Origin of the sequence: Stenotrophomonas sp. G106K1 (genome assembly GCF_037969685.1) — a bacterium.
GTDB lineage: Bacteria > Pseudomonadota > Gammaproteobacteria > Xanthomonadales > Xanthomonadaceae > Stenotrophomonas > Stenotrophomonas lactitubi.
Genome location: NZ_JBBPFR010000022.1, coordinates 19250 through 36833, shown reverse-complemented (window position 1 = coordinate 36833; position 17584 = coordinate 19250). Strand labels below are relative to the sequence as shown.

At 62.2% G+C, this 17584-nt stretch carries 23 protein-coding genes; all 23 read left to right on the top strand.

Annotated features, from left to right (window positions below; translation table 11 throughout):
- Positions 1-28 precede the first annotated feature (28 nt).
- The 23 genes from rpoC to rplR all read left to right on the top strand — a co-directional run bounded on the left by rpoC (position 29) and on the right by rplR (position 17567).
- On the top strand, positions 29-4270 hold the full coding sequence (gene rpoC / locus WKB25_RS16895) for a DNA-directed RNA polymerase subunit beta' (RefSeq protein WP_099819136.1): 4242 nt from the start codon (positions 29-31) through the stop codon (positions 4268-4270).
- 393 nt (positions 4271-4663) lie between these two features.
- Entirely contained in the window at positions 4664-5038 is a 375-nt protein-coding gene (gene rpsL, locus WKB25_RS16890; protein ID WP_025879344.1) for a 30S ribosomal protein S12, read from the top strand.
- Positions 5039-5050: 12 nt separating this feature from the next.
- Entirely contained in the window at positions 5051-5518 is a 468-nt protein-coding gene (gene rpsG, locus WKB25_RS16885) for a 30S ribosomal protein S7 (protein WP_089238997.1), read from the top strand.
- Positions 5519-5656: 138 nt separating this feature from the next.
- Positions 5657-7798 (top strand): elongation factor G, encoded by a 2142-nt coding sequence (fusA, locus tag WKB25_RS16880; RefSeq protein ID WP_100463193.1) that lies wholly within the window; start codon positions 5657-5659, stop codon positions 7796-7798.
- A gap of 52 nt (positions 7799-7850) precedes the next feature.
- Positions 7851-9041 carry an elongation factor Tu gene (gene tuf / locus WKB25_RS16875; RefSeq protein WP_089238985.1) on the top strand — a complete coding sequence of 397 codons (1191 nt, stop codon included), beginning with the start codon at positions 7851-7853 and terminating at the stop codon, positions 9039-9041.
- 333 nt (positions 9042-9374) lie between these two features.
- Positions 9375-9686 (top strand): 30S ribosomal protein S10, encoded by a 312-nt coding sequence (gene rpsJ, locus WKB25_RS16870; protein WP_010341589.1) that lies wholly within the window; start codon positions 9375-9377, stop codon positions 9684-9686.
- Between the two features lie 11 nt (positions 9687-9697).
- Positions 9698-10348 (top strand): 50S ribosomal protein L3, encoded by a 651-nt coding sequence (gene rplC, locus WKB25_RS16865; RefSeq protein WP_049470484.1) that lies wholly within the window; start codon positions 9698-9700, stop codon positions 10346-10348.
- Positions 10349-10360: 12 nt separating this feature from the next.
- A complete protein-coding gene (gene rplD / locus WKB25_RS16860) occupies positions 10361-10966 on the top strand; it encodes a 50S ribosomal protein L4 (protein WP_176021667.1) in 606 nt (201 codons plus the stop codon).
- Positions 10963-11262, top strand: coding sequence for a 50S ribosomal protein L23 (rplW, locus tag WKB25_RS16855; RefSeq protein ID WP_025879303.1), 300 nt, complete (start codon positions 10963-10965; stop codon positions 11260-11262). The genes rplD and rplW overlap by 4 nt, the downstream gene beginning before the upstream one ends.
- Positions 11263-11272: 10 nt before the next feature.
- On the top strand, positions 11273-12100 hold the full coding sequence (gene rplB / locus WKB25_RS16850) for a 50S ribosomal protein L2 (RefSeq protein ID WP_099819139.1): 828 nt from the start codon (positions 11273-11275) through the stop codon (positions 12098-12100).
- Between the two features lie 6 nt (positions 12101-12106).
- On the top strand, positions 12107-12376 hold the full coding sequence (gene rpsS / locus WKB25_RS16845) for a 30S ribosomal protein S19 (protein WP_004145340.1): 270 nt from the start codon (positions 12107-12109) through the stop codon (positions 12374-12376).
- Between the two features lie 12 nt (positions 12377-12388).
- On the top strand, positions 12389-12724 hold the full coding sequence (rplV, locus tag WKB25_RS16840) for a 50S ribosomal protein L22 (RefSeq protein WP_004145348.1): 336 nt from the start codon (positions 12389-12391) through the stop codon (positions 12722-12724).
- Between the two features lie 18 nt (positions 12725-12742).
- The gene (rpsC, locus tag WKB25_RS16835; RefSeq protein WP_005415414.1) at positions 12743-13477 is read left to right on the top strand and encodes a 30S ribosomal protein S3; all 735 of its coding nucleotides are present in this window, start codon (positions 12743-12745) and stop codon (positions 13475-13477) included.
- Positions 13478-13482: 5 nt separating this feature from the next.
- On the top strand, positions 13483-13896 hold the full coding sequence (gene rplP, locus WKB25_RS16830; RefSeq protein WP_025879305.1) for a 50S ribosomal protein L16: 414 nt from the start codon (positions 13483-13485) through the stop codon (positions 13894-13896).
- On the top strand, positions 13896-14081 hold the full coding sequence (rpmC, locus tag WKB25_RS16825) for a 50S ribosomal protein L29 (protein ID WP_025879306.1): 186 nt from the start codon (positions 13896-13898) through the stop codon (positions 14079-14081). Before rplP ends, rpmC begins: the two co-directional genes overlap by 1 nt.
- 11 nt (positions 14082-14092) lie before the next feature.
- The gene (rpsQ, locus tag WKB25_RS16820; protein WP_004145355.1) at positions 14093-14362 is read left to right on the top strand and encodes a 30S ribosomal protein S17; all 270 of its coding nucleotides are present in this window, start codon (positions 14093-14095) and stop codon (positions 14360-14362) included.
- A 12-nt stretch (positions 14363-14374) separates the two neighbouring features.
- Positions 14375-14743, top strand: coding sequence for a 50S ribosomal protein L14 (gene rplN, locus WKB25_RS16815; protein WP_025879307.1), 369 nt, complete (start codon positions 14375-14377; stop codon positions 14741-14743).
- Positions 14744-14759: 16 nt separating this feature from the next.
- Positions 14760-15077 (top strand): 50S ribosomal protein L24, encoded by a 318-nt coding sequence (gene rplX, locus WKB25_RS16810; protein ID WP_025879308.1) that lies wholly within the window; start codon positions 14760-14762, stop codon positions 15075-15077.
- Positions 15078-15088: 11 nt separating this feature from the next.
- The gene (gene rplE, locus WKB25_RS16805; RefSeq protein WP_025879309.1) at positions 15089-15631 is read left to right on the top strand and encodes a 50S ribosomal protein L5; all 543 of its coding nucleotides are present in this window, start codon (positions 15089-15091) and stop codon (positions 15629-15631) included.
- Between the two features lie 18 nt (positions 15632-15649).
- The gene (gene rpsN, locus WKB25_RS16800; protein ID WP_032977438.1) at positions 15650-15955 is read left to right on the top strand and encodes a 30S ribosomal protein S14; all 306 of its coding nucleotides are present in this window, start codon (positions 15650-15652) and stop codon (positions 15953-15955) included.
- 231 nt (positions 15956-16186) lie between these two features.
- Complete coding sequence (gene rpsH, locus WKB25_RS16795; protein WP_025879311.1) at positions 16187-16585, top strand: 30S ribosomal protein S8; 399 nt, start codon at positions 16187-16189, stop codon at positions 16583-16585.
- A gap of 17 nt (positions 16586-16602) precedes the next feature.
- Complete coding sequence (gene rplF / locus WKB25_RS16790) at positions 16603-17127, top strand: 50S ribosomal protein L6 (protein WP_099819140.1); 525 nt, start codon at positions 16603-16605, stop codon at positions 17125-17127.
- An 86-nt stretch (positions 17128-17213) separates the two neighbouring features.
- Positions 17214-17567: a 50S ribosomal protein L18 gene (gene rplR / locus WKB25_RS16785; RefSeq protein ID WP_099819141.1), complete on the top strand. Its 354-nt coding sequence runs from the start codon at positions 17214-17216 to the stop codon at positions 17565-17567.
- The last annotated feature ends 17 nt before the right edge of the window (positions 17568-17584 follow it).

Sequence of the window (17584 nt, the reverse complement as noted above, 5' to 3'; positions counted from 1 at the left end):
CACAGCATTCCTCCTTCTGGAGAACACCATGAAAGACCTGCTCAACCTCTTCAACCAGCAGCGCCAGACGCTGGACTTCGACGCGATCAAGATCGCGCTGGCTTCGCCGGACCTGATCCGTTCGTGGTCCTTCGGCGAAGTGAAGAAGCCGGAAACCATCAACTACCGTACCTTCAAGCCGGAGCGTGACGGCCTGTTCTGCGCCGCCATCTTCGGACCGGTCAAGGACTACGAGTGCCTGTGCGGCAAGTACAAGCGCATGAAGCACCGCGGCGTGGTCTGCGAGAAGTGCGGCACCGAAGTGACCCTGGCCAAGGTACGTCGTGAGCGCATGGGTCACATCGACCTGGCCTCGCCGGTCGCGCACATCTGGTTCCTGAAGTCGCTGCCGTCGCGCATCGGCCTGATGCTGGACATGACCCTGCGCGATATCGAGCGCGTGCTGTACTTCGAAGCCTACGTGGTGACCGAGCCGGGCCTGACCGCCCTGGAGCGCCGCCAGCTGCTGACCGAAGAACAGTACCTGCAGGCCCGCCAGGAGCACGGTGACGACTTCGACGCCGCCATGGGCGCCGAGGCCGTGTACGAACTGCTGCGCACCATCGACCTGCAGTCGGAAATGACCCGCCTGCGCGAAGAAATCGCCAGCACCGGTTCGGAAACCAAGCTGAAGCGCCTCACCAAGCGCATCAAGCTGATCGAAGCCTTCCTGGAATCGGGCAACCGTCCGGAGTGGATGGTCATGACCGTCCTGCCGGTGCTGCCGCCGGACCTGCGTCCGCTGGTCCCGCTGGACGGTGGCCGCTTCGCGACCTCCGACCTGAACGACCTGTACCGCCGTGTCATCAACCGCAACAACCGCCTGCGCCGCCTGCTCGAACTGAGCGCGCCGGACATCATCGTGCGCAATGAAAAGCGCATGCTGCAGGAATCGGTCGATGCGCTGCTGGACAACGGTCGTCGTGGCCGTGCCATCACCGGCACCAACAAGCGCCCGCTGAAGTCGCTGGCCGACATGATCAAGGGCAAGCAGGGTCGCTTCCGTCAGAACCTGCTCGGCAAGCGCGTCGACTACTCGGGCCGTTCGGTCATCGTGGTCGGTCCGTACCTGCGCCTGCACCAGTGCGGCCTGCCGAAGAAGATGGCACTCGAACTGTTCAAGCCGTTCGTGTTCGCCAAGCTGCAGCGTCGTGGCCTGGCCACCACCATCAAGGCCGCCAAGAAGCTGGTCGAGCGCGAAGAAGCCGAAGTCTGGGACATCCTGGAAGAGGTCATCCGCGAGCATCCGGTGATGCTGAACCGTGCGCCGACCCTGCACCGTCTGGGCATCCAGGCCTTCGAGCCGGTCCTGATCGAAGGCAAGGCCATCCAGCTGCACCCGCTGGTCTGCACCGCGTTCAACGCCGACTTCGACGGTGACCAGATGGCCGTCCACGTGCCGCTCTCGCTGGAAGCCCAGCTGGAAGCGCGTGCGCTGATGATGTCCACCAACAACATCCTGTCGCCGGCCAACGGCGAGCCGATCATCGTGCCGTCGCAGGACGTCGTGCTGGGTCTGTACTACATGACCCGCTCGCTGGAGAACAAGAAGGGCGAGGGCATGGCCTTCGCCAACATCGCCGAAGTCAAGCGCGCCTACGACAACCGCGTGGTGGAACTGCACGCGCGCGTCAAGGTCCGCATCACCGAGGTGGTGACCGACGAGGAAGGCAACAAGCAGAGCAAGTCGTCGATCGTGGAGACCACGATCGGTCGCGCCCTGCTGGCTGAAATCCTGCCGGAAGGCCTGCCGTTCGCGCTGGCCAACACCGAGCTGACCAAGAAGAACATCAGCCGCCTGATCAACTCCAGCTACCGCCAGCTGGGTCTGAAGGACACGGTCGTGTTCGCCGACAAGCTGATGTACACCGGCTTCGCCTACGCGACCCGTGCCGGCGTCTCGATCGGCATCGACGACATGCTGATCCCCGACGAGAAGAAGGGCATCCTCACCGAGGCTGAAGCCGAAGTGCTGGAAATCCAGGAGCAGTACCAGTCGGGCCTGGTCACCGCCGGCGAGCGCTACAACAAGGTGGTCGACATCTGGTCGCGCACCAATGAGCGCATCGCCAAGGCGATGATGGACACCATCGGTACCGAGAAGGTCATCAATGCCAAGGGCGAGACCATCGACCAGAAGTCGATGAACTCCCTGTACATCATGGCCGACTCCGGTGCGCGAGGCAGCCAGGCGCAGATCCGTCAGCTGGCCGGCATGCGTGGCCTGATGGCCCGTCCCGATGGCTCGATCATCGAGACGCCCATCAAGGCGAACTTCCGCGAAGGCCTGAACGTGCAGGAGTACTTCAACTCCACCCACGGTGCCCGTAAGGGTCTGGCCGATACCGCGCTGAAGACCGCGAACTCGGGTTACCTGACCCGTCGTCTCGTCGACGTGGCGCAGGACGTGGTGATCACCGAGGTGGATTGCGGTACCACCGAAGGCCTGATCATGACCCCGATCGTTGAAGGCGGCGACGTGGTCGAGCCGTTGAAGGATCGCGTGCTGGGTCGCGTGGTTGCCGAGGACGTGTTCCTGCCGGGCAACGACGAAGATCCGATCGTCACCCGCAACACCCTGCTCGACGAAGCCTGGGTCGCCAAGCTTGAAGAGGCCAGCGTGCAGACCATCAAGGTCCGCTCGACGATCTCCTGCGAATCGGCCTTCGGTGTCTGCAGCCGCTGCTACGGCCGCGATCTGGCCCGTGGCCACCTGGTCAACATCGGTGAAGCGGTCGGCGTCATCGCCGCCCAGTCCATCGGTGAGCCGGGTACCCAGCTGACGATGCGTACGTTCCACATCGGTGGTGCGGCATCGCGAGCTGCTGCGGTCGACAACATCACCGTCAAGACCACCGGCTCGGTCAAGTTCAGCAACCTCAAGTCGGTGGCCCATGCCAATGGCTCGCTGGTCGCCGTGTCGCGCTCGGGCGAAATGTCGGTGCTCGATGCGCACGGCCGTGAGCGTGAGCGTTACAAGCTGCCGTACGGCGCAACCATCACCTCCAAGGATGGTGATGCGGTCAAGGCTGGCCAGACCGTGGCCAACTGGGATCCGCATAACCACCCGATCGTTTCGGAAGTGGCTGGTTTCATCCGCTTCATCGACTTCGTGGACGGCATCACCGTCATCGAGAAGACCGATGAGCTGACCGGCCTGGCATCGCGCGAAATCACCGACCCGAAGCGCCGCGGCGCCCAGGCGAAGGATCTGCGCCCGATCGTCCGCATCGTCGATGGCAAGGGCAACGACCTGTCGATTCCGGGCACCGACCTGCCGGCGCAGTACCTGCTGCCGCCGCGCTCGATCGTCAACCTGCAGGACGGCGCTGCCGTCGGCGTGGGTGACGTGGTCGCCAAGATCCCGCAGGAAGCGTCCAAGACCCGCGACATCACCGGTGGTCTGCCGCGCGTGGCCGATCTGTTCGAAGCGCGCAAGCCGAAGGATCCGGCGGTGCTGGCCGAGCGTTCGGGCATCATCAGCTTCGGCAAGGACACCAAGGGCAAGCAGCGCCTGATCATCAAGGACACCGATGGTTCGGAGCACGAAGAGCTGATTCCGAAGTACCGTCAGGTCATCGTGTTCGAAGGTGAGCACGTGACCAAGGGCGAAACCATCGTCGACGGCGAGCCGAGCCCGCAGGACATCCTGCGTCTGCTGGGTGTCGAGCCGCTGGCCGCCTACCTGGTCAAGGAAATCCAGGACGTGTACCGCCTGCAGGGCGTGAAGATCAACGACAAGCACATCGAGGTGATCACCCGCCAGATGCTGCGCAAGGTCGAGATCACCGATCAGGGCAGCAGCAAGTTCCTGAACGGTGAACAGGTCGAGCGTCAGCGCGTCATCGAGGAAAATGCACGCCTGACCACCCGCAACGAGCTGATCGCTCGTTTCGATCCGGTCCTGCTGGGCATCACCAAGGCCTCGCTGGCAACCGAATCGTTCATCTCGGCGGCCTCCTTCCAGGAGACCACCCGCGTGCTGACCGAGGCTGCCGTCCGCGGCACCAAGGACAACCTGCGCGGCCTGAAGGAGAACGTGATCGTCGGCCGTCTGATTCCGGCCGGTACCGGTCTGTCCTACCACGCCAACCGCCGCCGCAACGCGAGCGGGCTGACCGACTCGGAAATGCAGACCCTCGCCGGTACCCCGGCAGCTGCAGCCCCCGTGGCCGTGGCAGCACCGGAAGTGGTGGTGGAATCGACCGACGCCGAGCAGGCCGAGGATTGATCGGCGGGTCCGGCTCCGGCCGGACCTCGATCGGGCAGGGGGCGGCCATCGGTCGGTCCCTGCCGACGTTCCGGCCTCGTGCCGGACAAGCATCACGCAGCACCGGTTCCGGCCGGATCTGCACTCGAGGGCCCAGGCCGCTGGTCTGTTGGCTTTCGATGAGGTAGGATGCCGCCCGGCCCAGCGATGGGTCGGACGACAACCTGAACGGGGGGCATGGAGAAGGCTCCCCTGTAACGGCCCGGGATCAGGGCTGGCTTGGCGTGTGCGCATTTGACCGCGTTTTCGCCAGGTTGCTACAATCGTCTGTCTCAGCAGGCCGGTTTTTCGCCTGCTCGCACATATCCGCATTCATGGCCGGTTTTTTTCGGCCTCTCTCAGAAGAACATACTGATGGCGACGATCAATCAGCTTGTCCGCAAGCCGCGGCAGGCAACCACTTATAAGAGCGCCTCGCCGGCTCTCGAAAAGTGCCCCCAGCGCCGTGGCGTCTGCACGCGCGTTTACACCACTACTCCGAAGAAGCCGAACTCGGCGCTTCGCAAGGTTGCCAAGGTTCGCCTGACCAACCAGGAAGAAGTGATTTCCTACATCGGCGGTGAAGGCCACAACCTGCAGGAGCACTCCGTGGTCCTGATCCGTGGCGGTCGCGTCAAGGATCTGCCGGGTGTGCGTTACCACACCGTTCGTGGTTCGCTCGACGCCTCCGGCGTTGCCAAGCGTCGCCAGGGCCGTTCCAAGTACGGCGCCAAGCGTCCGAAGAGCTAAGGGAAAGCACACATGTCTCGTAAAGGTAATACGCCGCAGCGCGCAGTCCTGCCGGATCCGAAGCACGGAAGCGAAACCATCGCCCGTTTCATCAACATGGTGATGCTGAGCGGCAAGAAGTCGGTCGCTGAAAAGATCGTCTATGGCGCCATGGACGTGATCGGTGAGAAGAACCCGAATTCCGTCGAGCTGGTTCAGAAGGCTCTGGAAAACGTGGCTCCGTCGGTCGAAGTCAAGTCCCGCCGTGTCGGTGGTGCCACCTATCAGGTGCCGGTCGAAGTGCGCGCCTCGCGCAAGATGGCCCTGGCCATGCGTTGGCTGATCGACTCCGCGCGCAAGCGTGGTGAGAACACCATGCCGAAGAAGCTGGCCGCTGAACTGATCGACGCTGCGGAAAACCGTGGCGGCGCCATCAAGAAGCGCGAAGAAACCCACCGCATGGCCGAAGCCAACAAGGCATTCGCCCACTACCGCTGGTGAGTTTGACGGCCTTGTAAAACAGGCAGGGCAGCACCATCTCGGTGCTGCCTCGCGGCCCCAGAAGGGCTGCGCCAATCCGAAGGCCGCCGAAAGGCGGCGTTCGGCCATCCGAAATCCAAGAAATCTGAGAGGCTCCCCGTGGCCCGTTCCACTCCCATCGAGCGTTACCGCAATTTCGGCATCATGGCTCACATCGATGCCGGCAAGACCACCACGTCCGAGCGCATCCTGTTCTACACCGGCAAGAGCCACAAGATCGGTGAAGTGCATGACGGCGCCGCCACCATGGACTGGATGGAGCAGGAGCAGGAGCGTGGCATCACGATCCAGTCCGCTGCGACCACCGCGTTCTGGAAGGGCATGGACAAGTCCCTGCCGGAGCACCGCTTCAACATCATCGACACCCCCGGGCACGTCGACTTCACCATCGAAGTGGAGCGCTCGCTGCGCGTGCTCGACGGTGCCGTCTTCGTGCTGTGTGCCGTCGGTGGCGTGCAGCCGCAGTCGGAAACCGTGTGGCGCCAGGCCAATCGTTACAAGGTGCCGCGCATCGCGTTCGTCAACAAGATGGACCGTACCGGTGCCAACTTCAGCAAGGTCGTTGGCCAGCTGAAGGCGAAGCTGGGTGCCAAGGCCGTTCCGATGCAGCTGCCGATCGGCGCTGAGGAAGGCTTCAAGGGCGTCGTCGATCTGCTGAAGATGAAGGCCATCCATTGGGATGAGGCTTCGCAGGGCATGAAGTTCGAGTACAGCGATGTGCCGGCCGACCTGCTGGCTGAAGCGACCGAAGCCCGTACCTTCATGATCGAAGCGGCTGCCGAAGCCAGCGAAGAGCTGATGGACAAGTACCTGGGCGGCGACGAGCTGACCGAGGCCGAGATCATCGAAGCCCTGCGCGTGCGCACCCTGGCCACCGACATCGTGCCGATGTACTGCGGCTCGGCGTTCAAGAACAAGGGCGTGCAGGCCATGCTGGACGGCGTGATCCAGCTGCTGCCGTCGCCGATCGACGTGCCGGACGTGACCGGTACCGACGTTGACGATGAAACCAAGGAAATGAGCCGCAAGTCTGACGACAAGGCTCCGTTCTCGGCCCTGGCCTTCAAGATCATCACCGACCCGTTCGTCGGCGCGCTGACCTTCTTCCGTGTCTACTCGGGCACGTTGAACGCAGGCGACCAGCTGCTGAACTCGGTGAAGGGCAAGAAGGAGCGCATCGGCCGTATCCTGCAGATGCACTCCAACAACCGCGAAGAAATCAAGGAAGTGCTGGCGGGCGACATCGCCGCCGCCGTGGGCCTGAAGGACACCACTACGGGTGACACTCTGTGCTCCATGGATCAGCCGATCATCCTCGAGCGCATGGTGTTCCCGGAGCCGGTCATCTCGATGGCTGTCGAGCCGAAGACCAAGTCCGACCAGGAGAAGATGGGTCTGGCACTGGGTCGTCTGGCGCAGGAAGATCCGTCGTTCCGCGTCAAGACCGACGAAGAATCCGGCCAGACCATCATCTCGGGCATGGGCGAGCTGCACCTGGACATCATCGTTGACCGCATGAAGCGCGAGTTCAACGTTGAAGCCAACGTCGGCAAGCCGCAGGTGGCGTACCGCGAAACGATCACCATGTCGGACGTGAAGTCGGACTACAAGCACGCCAAGCAGTCGGGTGGTAAGGGTCAGTACGGTCACGTCGTGATCGAGCTGTCGCCGATCACCGAGGCCGATCGTGCAGATCCGAAGATCGCTGCCGGCATCAAGGACGACTTCCTGTTCATCAACGACATCACCGGTGGCGTGATTCCGAAGGAATTCATCCCGTCGATCGAAAAGGGCCTGCGCGAAACCATCACCAGCGGTCCGCTGGCTGGCTTCCCGGTCGTGGACGTCAAGGTGAAGCTGGTGTTCGGCTCGTACCACGACGTCGACTCCTCGGAAATGGCGTTCAAGCTCGCTTCCTCGATGGCCTTCAAGGAAGGCTTCCGCAAGGCCAAGCCGGTCCTGCTGGAGCCGATCATGAAGGTCGAGATCGTGACCCCGGAGGATTACCAGGGTGACGTGATGGGCGACGTCAGCCGCCGTCGCGGCGTTCTGCAGGGTTCTGATACCACCGGTGACGGTTCGGCCAGCATCATCAACGCGATGATTCCGCTGGGCGAAATGTTTGGCTACGCGACCTCGCTGCGTTCGCAGACCCAGGGCCGCGCCACCTTCACGATGGAATTTGACCACTACGAGCCGGCGCCGAACAACATCGCCGACGAAGTCATGAAGAAGGCCTGAGCGTAACGCTCAGGTCCTCCAAACCACTTACGAACCAATAAGGTAGAAAGAAATGGCAAAGGGTAAGTTCGAGCGCACCAAGCCGCACGTCAACGTCGGCACCATCGGTCACGTCGATCACGGCAAGACCACGCTGACCGCCGCACTGACCAAGATCGGTGCCGAGCGCTTCGGTGGCGAGTTCAAGGATTACTCCGCGATCGACGCCGCGCCGGAAGAAAAGGCGCGTGGCATCACGATCTCGACCGCGCACGTCGAATACGAATCCACCGTTCGTCACTACGCCCACGTCGATTGCCCGGGCCATGCTGACTACGTCAAGAACATGATCACCGGTGCTGCCCAGATGGACGGCGCGATCCTGGTGTGCTCGGCCGCTGACGGCCCGATGCCGCAGACCCGCGAGCACATCCTGCTGTCGCGTCAGGTCGGCGTGCCGTACATCGTCGTGTTCCTGAACAAGGCCGACATGGTTGACGATGCCGAGCTGCTGGAACTGGTCGAAATGGAAGTCCGCGAGCTGCTGAGCAAGTACGACTTCCCGGGCGACGACACCCCGATCATCTCGGGTTCGGCCCGCCTGGCGCTGGAAGGCGACCAGAGCGACATCGGCGTGCCGGCCGTCATCAAGCTGGTTGAGGCGCTGGACACCTGGATCCCGACCCCGGAGCGTGACGTCGACAAGGCATTCCTGATGCCGGTCGAAGACGTGTTCTCGATCTCGGGTCGCGGCACCGTGGTCACCGGTCGTATCGAGCGCGGCGTGATCAAGGTCGGCGAAGAAATCGAAATCGTCGGCATCCGTCCGGTGCAGAAGACCACCGTGACCGGCGTGGAAATGTTCCGCAAGCTGCTGGACCAGGGTCAGGCAGGCGACAACGCCGGTCTGCTGCTGCGCGGCACCAAGCGTGACGACGTCGAGCGTGGCCAGGTTCTGGCCAAGCCGGGTTCGATCAAGCCGCACACCAAGTTCGACGCCGAAGTCTACGTCCTGTCGAAGGACGAAGGCGGCCGTCACACCCCGTTCTTCAAGGGCTACCGTCCGCAGTTCTACTTCCGTACCACCGACATCACCGGTGCGGTCGAGCTGCCGGAAGGCGTCGAGATGGTGATGCCGGGCGACAACATCAAGATGGTTGTCACCCTGATCAACCCGGTCGCCATGGACGCCGGCCTGCGCTTCGCGATCCGCGAAGGTGGCCGTACCGTCGGTGCTGGCGTGGTTGCCACCATCCTCGAGTAATCTGTTAGACTCTGCGCCCCGATGTTGCCTGGGTAGGGCATCGGGGCGTATCAAACGGGAAAGTAGGCACAGGATGTGCCTTGTGTTCCCCGGACCAGGAAGGGTCAATGCCATTCAGGCGGCGTCAACAGGAGACTGTTGACAGCTGCCTTGCGTGCCATTATGCTTCTCCGTCTGGGCAGGCCGGTTTCACGGGTCTGCCTATGCATTTGGGGTCTACGGATTGACCTTGTCGGCCTGCGGGAATGCGGGCCGTCTGTATTCAGGGATTTCATGGGGCAAAGCAACCCAGAGGCTTTGTCTGTCGCTCTTTTATCGAAGGAACCTACCGCCATGGCGGACCAAAAGATCCGGATCCGGCTGAAAGCGTTCGATCATCGTCTGATCGACCGTTCGGCCAGCGAGATCGTTGAGACGGCGAAGCGGACCGGCGCGCAAGTGCGTGGCCCGATCCCGCTGCCGACCAAGATCGAGCGTTACACCATCCTCGTCTCCCCGCACGTCGACAAGGACGCGCGTGACCAGTACGAGACCCGCACGCACAAGCGCGTGCTCGATATCGTTGACCCGAATGACAAGACCGTGGACGCGCTGATGAAGCTCGAACTGGCTGCCGGCGTCGACGTTCAGATCAAGCTGACCTGAGGACTACGACCATGACGAAGAAATATTCGTTGGGCTTCGTGGGCCGCAAGGCTGGCATGAGCCGCGTGTTCACCGAAGATGGCCGTTCCATCCCGGTGACCCTGATCGAAGCAACCCCCAACCGCATCGCGCAGATCAAGACCGTCGAAGCTGACGGCTACAGCGCCGTGCAGGTGACCGTCGGCGCGCGTCGCGCTGCCCTGGTCAACAAGCCGGAAGCCGGCCACTTCGCCAAGGCGAAGGTGGAAGCGGGCCGTGGCCTGTGGGAATTCCGCGTTGAAGACGCCCAGCTCGGCGATTTCGCCGTTGGCGGCGAAGTCAAGGCGGACATCTTTGAAGTCGGCCAGATCGTCGACGTCCAGGGTGTCACCAAGGGTAAGGGCTTCCAGGGCACCATCAAGCGCTACAACTTCCGCATGGGTGACGCTACCCACGGCAACTCGCTGTCGCATCGCGCGCCGGGTTCGCTGGGTCAGCGCCAGACGCCCGGCCGCGTGTTCCCGGGCAAGAAGATGTCCGGTCACATGGGCTCGGTGCAGCAGAGCACCCAGAACCTGGAAGTTGTCAAGGTCGACGTCGAACGCGGTCTGATCGCGGTTCGCGGCGCCGTTCCGGGCGCGGCGGGTGGCGACGTGATCGTCCGTCCGGCGAGCAAGGCATAAGGAGAGATGACGATGGAACTCGTTATCACGGGTAGCAATAACAAGGTCTCGGTCTCCGACGCCGTGTTCGGTCGCGATTTCAGCGAAGATCTGGTTCACCAGGTTGTCGTTGCTTACCGCAACGCCGGTCGCGCCGGCACCAAGGCGCAGAAGACTCGCTCCGAAGTGGCAGGTACCACCAAGAAGTCGAAGAAGCAGAAGGGCGGCGGCGCGCGTCATGGCGCACTGACGGCTCCGATCTTCGTCGGCGGCGGTGTCACCTTCGCGGCAAAGCCGCGCAGCTTCGAGCAGAAGGTCAATCGTAAGCAGTACCGTGCCGCCATGTGCGCGATCCTGTCCGAGCTGAACCGTCAGGGCCGTCTGACCATCGTGGAGTCCTTCGATGTCGAAGTGACCAACACGAAGGGTCTGATCGCCAAGCTGGCCGGCCTGGAAGTGGGCAAGCGTCCGCTGATCGTCACTGAAGAAGCCTCCGAGCACCTGTACCTGTCGGCGCGCAACATTCCCTACGTGGAAGTGCGTGACGTCCAGGGCCTGGATCCGGTGTCGCTGGTCGGTGCCGACACGGTCGTCATCACCGCTGACGCGGTCAAGAAGGTCGAGGAGTGGCTGGCATGAACAGCAACGAAAAAATCTTCAGCGTGCTGCTCGCCCCGCGTGTCTCCGAAAAGACCGCGCGCCTGCAGGAACTCTCCAATCAGTACGTCTTCGAAATTTCGAACGAAGCCACCAAGGCCGATGTAAAGGCCGCGGTTGAGCAGCTGTTCGACGTCAAGGTCGAAGCAGTCAACGTGGTCAACGTCAAGGGCAAGAACAAGTCCTTCCGTAACCGTGCTGGCCGCCGCGGCGATTGGCGCAAGGCGTACGTTCGCCTGGCCGACGGCCAGTCGATCGATGTAACGGCCAAGGCCTGAGGTACATCCCATGCCATTGATGAAATTCAAGCCCACTTCTCCCGGTCGCCGTTCGGCCGTGCGCGTGGTTACTCCCGACCTGTACAAGGGCGCTCCGCATGCCCCGCTGGTCGAGTCGCAGAGCCGTTCGGGTGGTCGCAACCACCACGGCCGCATCACCGTGCGTCACGTCGGTGGTGGCCACAAGCAGCACTACCGCCTGATTGACTTCAAGCGCAACAAGCTGGGCATCCCGGCGCGCGTGGAACGCATCGAATACGATCCGAACCGCACCGCCCACATCGCCCTGCTGTGCTACGTCGACGGCGAGCGCCGCTACATCATCGCCCCGAAGGGTCTGAAGGCTGGTGATCAGGTGATCGCTGGTTCGGATGCTCCGATCAAGGCGGGCAACACCCTGCCGCTGCGCAACATCCCGGTCGGTACCACCATCCACTGCATCGAGCTGAAGCCGGGCAAGGGCGCTCAGATCGCCCGCGCTGCAGGTGCTGCCGTGCAGCTGGTTGCCCGTGAAGGCATCTACGCCACCCTGCGCCTGCGCTCGGGTGAAATGCGCAAGGTTCCGGTCGAGTGCTGCGCGACCATCGGCGAAGTCGGCAACGACGAGCACAGCCTGGAAAAGCTGGGCAAGGCCGGTGCCAAGCGCTGGCGCGGCGTCCGCCCGACCGTTCGTGGTGCTGCCATGAACCCGGTTGACCACCCGCACGGTGGTGGTGAGGCGAAGGCCGGCCAGGGTAACCCGCATCCGGTCACCCCGTGGGGTGTTCCGACCAAGGGTTACAAGACGCGCCATAACAAGCGCACTCAGCAGTTCATCGTCCGCGATCGTAGGGGCTAATCGACCATGGCACGTTCACTCAAGAAGGGCCCGTTTGTCGATCACCACCTGGTTGCTAAGGTGGCTGCCGCTGCGGGTAGCAAGCGTCCGATCAAGACCTGGTCGCGTCGTTCGATGATCCTGCCTGACATGGTAGGCGTCACCATTGCCGTGCATAACGGCAAGAACCACATCCCGGTTCTCGTCAACGAGAACATGGTCGGCCACAAGCTCGGCGAATTTGCCATCACCCGGACCTTCAAGGGTCACGGTGGTGACAAGAAGTCGGGCAAGTAAGGAGAGATGACAATGGAAGCGAAAGCCATCCTGCGCACCGCGCGCATCTCCCCGCAGAAGGCACGTCTGGTCGCTGACCAGGTGCGCGGTCTGCCGGCCGAGCGTGCCGTCAACCTGCTGAAGTTCTCGGACAAGAAGGCTGCCCACCTGATCAAGAAGGTGGTGGAGTCGGCTATTGCAAATGCCGAGAACAACCAGGGCGCCGACGTCGACGAGCTGAAGGTTCAGACCATCATGGTAGATGAAGGTCCGACCCTGAAGCGTTTCATGGCGCGGGCGAAAGGCCGCGGTACCCGCATCCTCAAGCGCACCAGCCACATCACTGTGGTTGTGGGCGCCGCCAAGTAAGCGGATAAGGAAAAGACCATGGGTCATAAAGTTCATCCGATTGGTATCCGCCTCGGCATTTCCAAGGACTGGAACTCCAAGTGGTACGCCAACAAGGCCGAGTTCGCTGGTTACCTGGCAGCCGACCTGAAAGTGCGCGACATGCTGCGCAAGAAGCTGGCTCAGGCCGGCATCAGCAAGATCCTGATCGAGCGTCCGGCCAAGACCGCTCGCGTGACGATCCACACCGCCCGTCCGGGCGTGGTGATCGGCAAGCGCGGTGAGGACATCGAGAAGCTGCGCAAGGAAGTGAGCGAGATGATGGGCGTCCCGGCGCACATCAACGTCACCGAAGTGCGCAAGCCCGAGCTGGACGCACAGCTGGTTGCCGAATCGATCGCGCAGCAGCTGGAGCGCCGCATCATGTTCCGCCGTGCAATGAAGCGCTCGGTCGGCAACGCGATGCGCCTCGGTGCCCTGGGCATCAAGGTCAACGTCGGTGGCCGTCTCAACGGTGCAGAAATCGCCCGTTCGGAGTGGTACCGCGAGGGCCGCGTGCCGCTGCACACGCTGCGTGCCGACATCGACTATGGCTTCGCTGAAGCCAAGACGACCTACGGCATCATCGGCATCAAGGTCTGGATCTACAAGGGCGAGGTCTTCGATTTCTCCCAGGTTGGCCAGGAAAAGCAGGACGACACCCCGTCGCGCAACGATCGTCATGATCGCGGCGACCGCGGTGACCGTCAGCGCCCGGCTCGTGAAGCGAGGTAACGACAATGTTGCAACCCAAGCGAACCAAGTACCGCAAGGTGCACAAGGGCCGTAACGAAGGCCTCAGCTGGAGCGCAAACGCTGTCAGCTTTGGCGAGTACGGCCTGAAGGCAACCGCCCACGGTCAGCTGACCGCGCGTCAGATCGAAGCGGCTCGCCGTTCGATCAGCCGCTACGTGAAGCGCGGCGGCAAGATGTGGATCCGAGTGTTCCCCGACAAGCCCATCACCAAGAAGCCCATCGAAGTTCGAATGGGTTCGGGTAAGGGCAACGTGGAATACTGGGTGGCCCAGATCCAGCCCGGCCGCATGATCTATGAAATCGAGGGTGTTACCGAGGAAGTGGCACGCGAGGCGTTCCGCCTGGCCGCTGCCAAGCTCTCGGTCACCACCACTTTCGTGACCCGGACGGTGCGCTGATGGATATCAAAACTCTCCGTGAAAAGTCGGCTGACGACCTCAAGGCCCACCTGATCGACCTGCGTAAGGAACAGTTCTCTGTCCGTATGCAGCAGGTCACCGGCCAGCTGCCGAAGACACACGACATCCGCCGGGTGCGTCGCGAAATTGCTCGCGTCAAGACCCTGCTCGGCAGCACGAAGTAAGGATGGCCGCTATGAGCGACAATACTGAAAACAAAGCGCTGCGCACGGTCGAAGGCCGTGTCGTCAGCAACAAGATGGACAAGACGGTTACCGTCCTGGTCGAGCGTCAGGTCAAGCACGCACTGTACGGCAAGTACATCAAGCGCTCGACGAAACTGCACGCCCACGATGCCGACAACGCCTGCAAGGAAGGCGATGTCGTCCGCGTGACCGAGATTGCTCCGATGTCCAAGACCAAGAACTGGCGCGTGGTGGAAGTCATCACGCGTGCGGCTGAATAAGGAGTCTGAATCATGATCCAGATGCAGAGCTACCTTGACGTCGCCGACAATTCTGGTGCCAAGCGAGTGATGTGCTTCAAGGTGCTGGGTGGTTCCAAGCGCCGTTACGCCGGCATCGGCGACATCATCAAGGTCACCGTGAAGGATGCGATTCCGCGCGGCAAGGTCAAGAAGGGTGAAGTGTATGACGCCGTCGTGGTGCGTACCCGCAAGGGTGTGCGTCGCGCCGACGGCTCGCTGATCCGCTTCGACGGCAACGCTGCCGTTCTGCTTAACAACAAGCAGGAGCCGATCGGGACCCGTATCTTCGGGCCGGTGACTCGTGAACTTCGTTCGGAGAAGTTCATGAAGATCGTCTCGCTCGCTCCCGAAGTGCTGTGAGCGACAGGAGATAATCATGGCTAACCGTATCAAGAAGGGCGACCAGGTTGTCGTCAACGCCGGCAAGGACAAGGGTAAGCAGGGCGAAGTCGTCCGCGTCGATGGCGACCGTCTGGTCGTTGCCAACGTGAACATCGTCAAGCGCCACACCAAGCCGAACCCGCAGGCAGGTGTTGCCGGCGGCGTGGTCGAGCGTGAAGCGTCGATCCATATCTCCAACGTGAATGTGCTGAACCCGGCTTCGGGCAAGGGCGAGCGCGTTGGCTTCAAGGTGCTGGAGGATGGACGCAAACTGCGTGTGTTCCGCTCCAGCGGTGAGGCGCTCGACGCCTGAGGAATGAGAAGATGACTTCCCGTCTCGAAAAGTTTTACAAGGAAGAAGTGGTGCCGGCGCTGATGAAGCAGTTCGGTTACACCAATTCCATGCAGGTGCCGAAGCTGGTCAAAGTCACCCTGAACATGGGTGTCGGCGAAGCGGCCACCAACAAGAAGATCCTGGAAAACGCCGTTGGCGACATGACCAAGATCTCGGGCCAGAAGCCGATCGTCACCAAGTCGCGTATCTCGGTGGCATCGTTCAAGATCCGTGATGGTTGGCCGATCGGCTGCAAGACCACGCTGCGTCGCCACAAGATGTACGAGTTCCTGGACCGCCTGATCAACATCTCGCTGCCGCGCGTGCGCGACTTCCGTGGTGTTTCCGGTCGTTCCTTCGACGGTCGCGGCAACTTCAACATGGGTGTGAAGGAACAGATCATCTTCCCGGAAATCGACTTCGACGCTGTCGACGCGATCCGCGGTATGGATATCGCCATCACCACCACTGCGAAGACCGACGCGGAAGCGAAGGCGCTGCTGGCAGCGTTCAAGTTCCCGTTCCGTAACTGATTCGTCGAGGAAACCGAAATGGCAAAGACCTCCATGGTCAACCGCGACATCAAGCGGAAGAAGCTGGCTGAGAAGTTCGCTGTCAAGCGTGCTGCTCTGAAGAAGATCGTGTCCTCCCCGGACGCGAGCTACGAAGAGAAGATCGAGGCCGCCACCAAGTTGTCGAAGCTGCCGCGCGATTCGTCGCCGAGCCGCCACCGCAACCGTTGCGAACTGTCTGGCCGCCCGCGTGGCGTGTACAGCAAGTTCGGCCTGGGTCGCAACAAGCTGCGCGAAGCCACCATGCGTGGCGACGTTCCGGGCCTGCGCAAGGCCAGCTGGTAATACCAGCCGGTCCTGCCAGCGAGGGCGCCTTCGGGGGCCCCCGCAGCCGGGGAGGGGGAGCGTTCAGCTTTCCCTCTGCAAAAAACCGAAGAGCCCGACGCAAGTCGGGCTCTTTTGGCGTATACTCCCGCGTCTTGCTCTGCGCAACGCGTAGGGGAGGGGGCCTGGCCCGTTTCCAGGAGACAACAGATTTTCGCGAAAGCGGATATCGGTGCACTCAAAGGTACTCATATGAGCATGACTGATCCCATCGCCGACCTGCTGGTCCGCATCAAGAATGCGGCAGCGGTTGGCAAGCAGACGGTGAAAGCCCCGTCGTCCAAGATCAAGGTTGCGATCGCCCAGGTCCTGAAGGACGAGGGTTACATCGCCGACCTGCGCGTGACCGCGCTCGAGAACAACAAGTCCGAGCTGGAAATCGTGCTGAAGTACTTCGAAGGTAAGCCGGTCATCGCGACCCTGAAGCGCTTCTCGCGTTCGGGCCTGCGCCAGTACCGCGGCAAGAGCGAACTGCCGAAGGTCATGAACGGCCTGGGCATTTCCATCATTTCCACCTCCAAGGGCATCATGACTGATGCGCAGGCGCGCCAGTTGGGCGTCGGCGGCGAAGTCCTGTGCTTCGTGGCCTAAGGCGAAAGGAGTAGACCATGTCCCGTGTAGCCAAGAAGCCGATCGACCTGGGTAAGGTTGAACTGAACATCCAGAACGACAACGTCATCGCCAAGGGCCCGAAGGGCACCCTGTCGCTGGCCAAGCCGGCTGGTATCAACATCAATGTCGAAAACGGCGTTGCCACCCTGAGCACCGACAACGTGGACCTGATCCCGCTGACCGGTACCGTCCGCGCCATCCTGTCCAACATGGTCAAGGGTGTTTCCGAAGGCTTCGAGCGCAAGCTGGAGCTGGTCGGCGTGGGTTACCGTGCTGCGATGCAGGGCAAGGACCTCAGCCTGTCGCTGGGCTACTCGCACCCGATCGTGTTCGTGGCCCCGGAAGGCATCACCATCACCACCCCGACCCAGACCGAAATCCTGGTGCAGGGCGCTGACAAGCAGGCCGTCGGTGAAGCTGCCGCCAAGATCCGTGCGTTCCGCAAGCCGGAGCCGTACAAGGGCAAGGGCGTGAAGTACTCCGACGAAGTCATCATCCGTAAGGAAGCCAAGAAGGCATAAGCGCGAGTCCCTCGCAAGAGCCCGCACATTCATGTGCGGACTTTCCAGGGAAAAGCCCAACCTTCAGCTTTCAAGGAAAACACATCATGAACAAGAACATCGCCCGCCTGCGTCGCGCCAAGTCGACCCGTGCCCACATCCGTGTGCTCGGTGTCGCCCGCCTGTCGGTGCTGCGCACCGGCCAGCACCTGTACGCACAGGTCTTCACCGCTGACGGCTCGAAGGTGCTGGCTGCTGCCAACACCACCCAGGCCGACGTCAAGGAAGGCCTGAAGAACGGCAAGAACGCCGATGCCGCCGCCAAGGTTGGCCGCATCGTCGCTGAGCGCGCCAAGGCCGCCGGCGTCGAGAAGGTTGCCTTCGATCGTTCGGGTTACCGTTACCACGGCCGCATCAAGGCCCTGGCTGACGCTGCCCGCGAAGCCGGCCTGCAGTTCTAAGGGATCAGGGCAGGGGG

Bases quoted from the DNA above. Each gene is read 5' to 3' on its own strand.
- tuf (WP_089238985.1), top strand. From the start codon at position 7,851: ATGGCAAAGGGTAAGTTCGAGCGCACCAAGCCGCACGTCAACGTCGGC.
- rplC (WP_049470484.1), top strand. From the start codon at position 9,698: ATGACGAAGAAATATTCGTTGGGCTTCGTGGGCCGCAAGGCTGGCATG.
- rpsL (WP_025879344.1), top strand. From the start codon at position 4,664: ATGGCGACGATCAATCAGCTTGTCCGCAAGCCGCGGCAGGCAACCACT.
- rplX (WP_025879308.1), top strand. From the start codon at position 14,760: ATGGCTAACCGTATCAAGAAGGGCGACCAGGTTGTCGTCAACGCCGGC.
- rplP (WP_025879305.1), top strand. From the start codon at position 13,483: ATGTTGCAACCCAAGCGAACCAAGTACCGCAAGGTGCACAAGGGCCGT.
- rplN (WP_025879307.1), top strand. From the start codon at position 14,375: ATGATCCAGATGCAGAGCTACCTTGACGTCGCCGACAATTCTGGTGCC.
- rplD (WP_176021667.1), top strand. From the start codon at position 10,361: ATGGAACTCGTTATCACGGGTAGCAATAACAAGGTCTCGGTCTCCGAC.
- rpsQ (WP_004145355.1), top strand. From the start codon at position 14,093: ATGAGCGACAATACTGAAAACAAAGCGCTGCGCACGGTCGAAGGCCGT.
- rpoC (WP_099819136.1), top strand. From the start codon at position 29: ATGAAAGACCTGCTCAACCTCTTCAACCAGCAGCGCCAGACGCTGGAC.
- rplW (WP_025879303.1), top strand. From the start codon at position 10,963: ATGAACAGCAACGAAAAAATCTTCAGCGTGCTGCTCGCCCCGCGTGTC.
- rplE (WP_025879309.1), top strand. From the start codon at position 15,089: ATGACTTCCCGTCTCGAAAAGTTTTACAAGGAAGAAGTGGTGCCGGCG.
- rpsH (WP_025879311.1), top strand. From the start codon at position 16,187: ATGAGCATGACTGATCCCATCGCCGACCTGCTGGTCCGCATCAAGAAT.
- rpsJ (WP_010341589.1), top strand. From the start codon at position 9,375: ATGGCGGACCAAAAGATCCGGATCCGGCTGAAAGCGTTCGATCATCGT.
- rpsN (WP_032977438.1), top strand. From the start codon at position 15,650: ATGGCAAAGACCTCCATGGTCAACCGCGACATCAAGCGGAAGAAGCTG.
- rplV (WP_004145348.1), top strand. From the start codon at position 12,389: ATGGAAGCGAAAGCCATCCTGCGCACCGCGCGCATCTCCCCGCAGAAG.
- rplB (WP_099819139.1), top strand. From the start codon at position 11,273: ATGCCATTGATGAAATTCAAGCCCACTTCTCCCGGTCGCCGTTCGGCC.
- rplR (WP_099819141.1), top strand. From the start codon at position 17,214: ATGAACAAGAACATCGCCCGCCTGCGTCGCGCCAAGTCGACCCGTGCC.
- rpsG (WP_089238997.1), top strand. From the start codon at position 5,051: ATGTCTCGTAAAGGTAATACGCCGCAGCGCGCAGTCCTGCCGGATCCG.
- rpsS (WP_004145340.1), top strand. From the start codon at position 12,107: ATGGCACGTTCACTCAAGAAGGGCCCGTTTGTCGATCACCACCTGGTT.
- rpmC (WP_025879306.1), top strand. From the start codon at position 13,896: ATGGATATCAAAACTCTCCGTGAAAAGTCGGCTGACGACCTCAAGGCC.
- rplF (WP_099819140.1), top strand. From the start codon at position 16,603: ATGTCCCGTGTAGCCAAGAAGCCGATCGACCTGGGTAAGGTTGAACTG.
- rpsC (WP_005415414.1), top strand. From the start codon at position 12,743: ATGGGTCATAAAGTTCATCCGATTGGTATCCGCCTCGGCATTTCCAAG.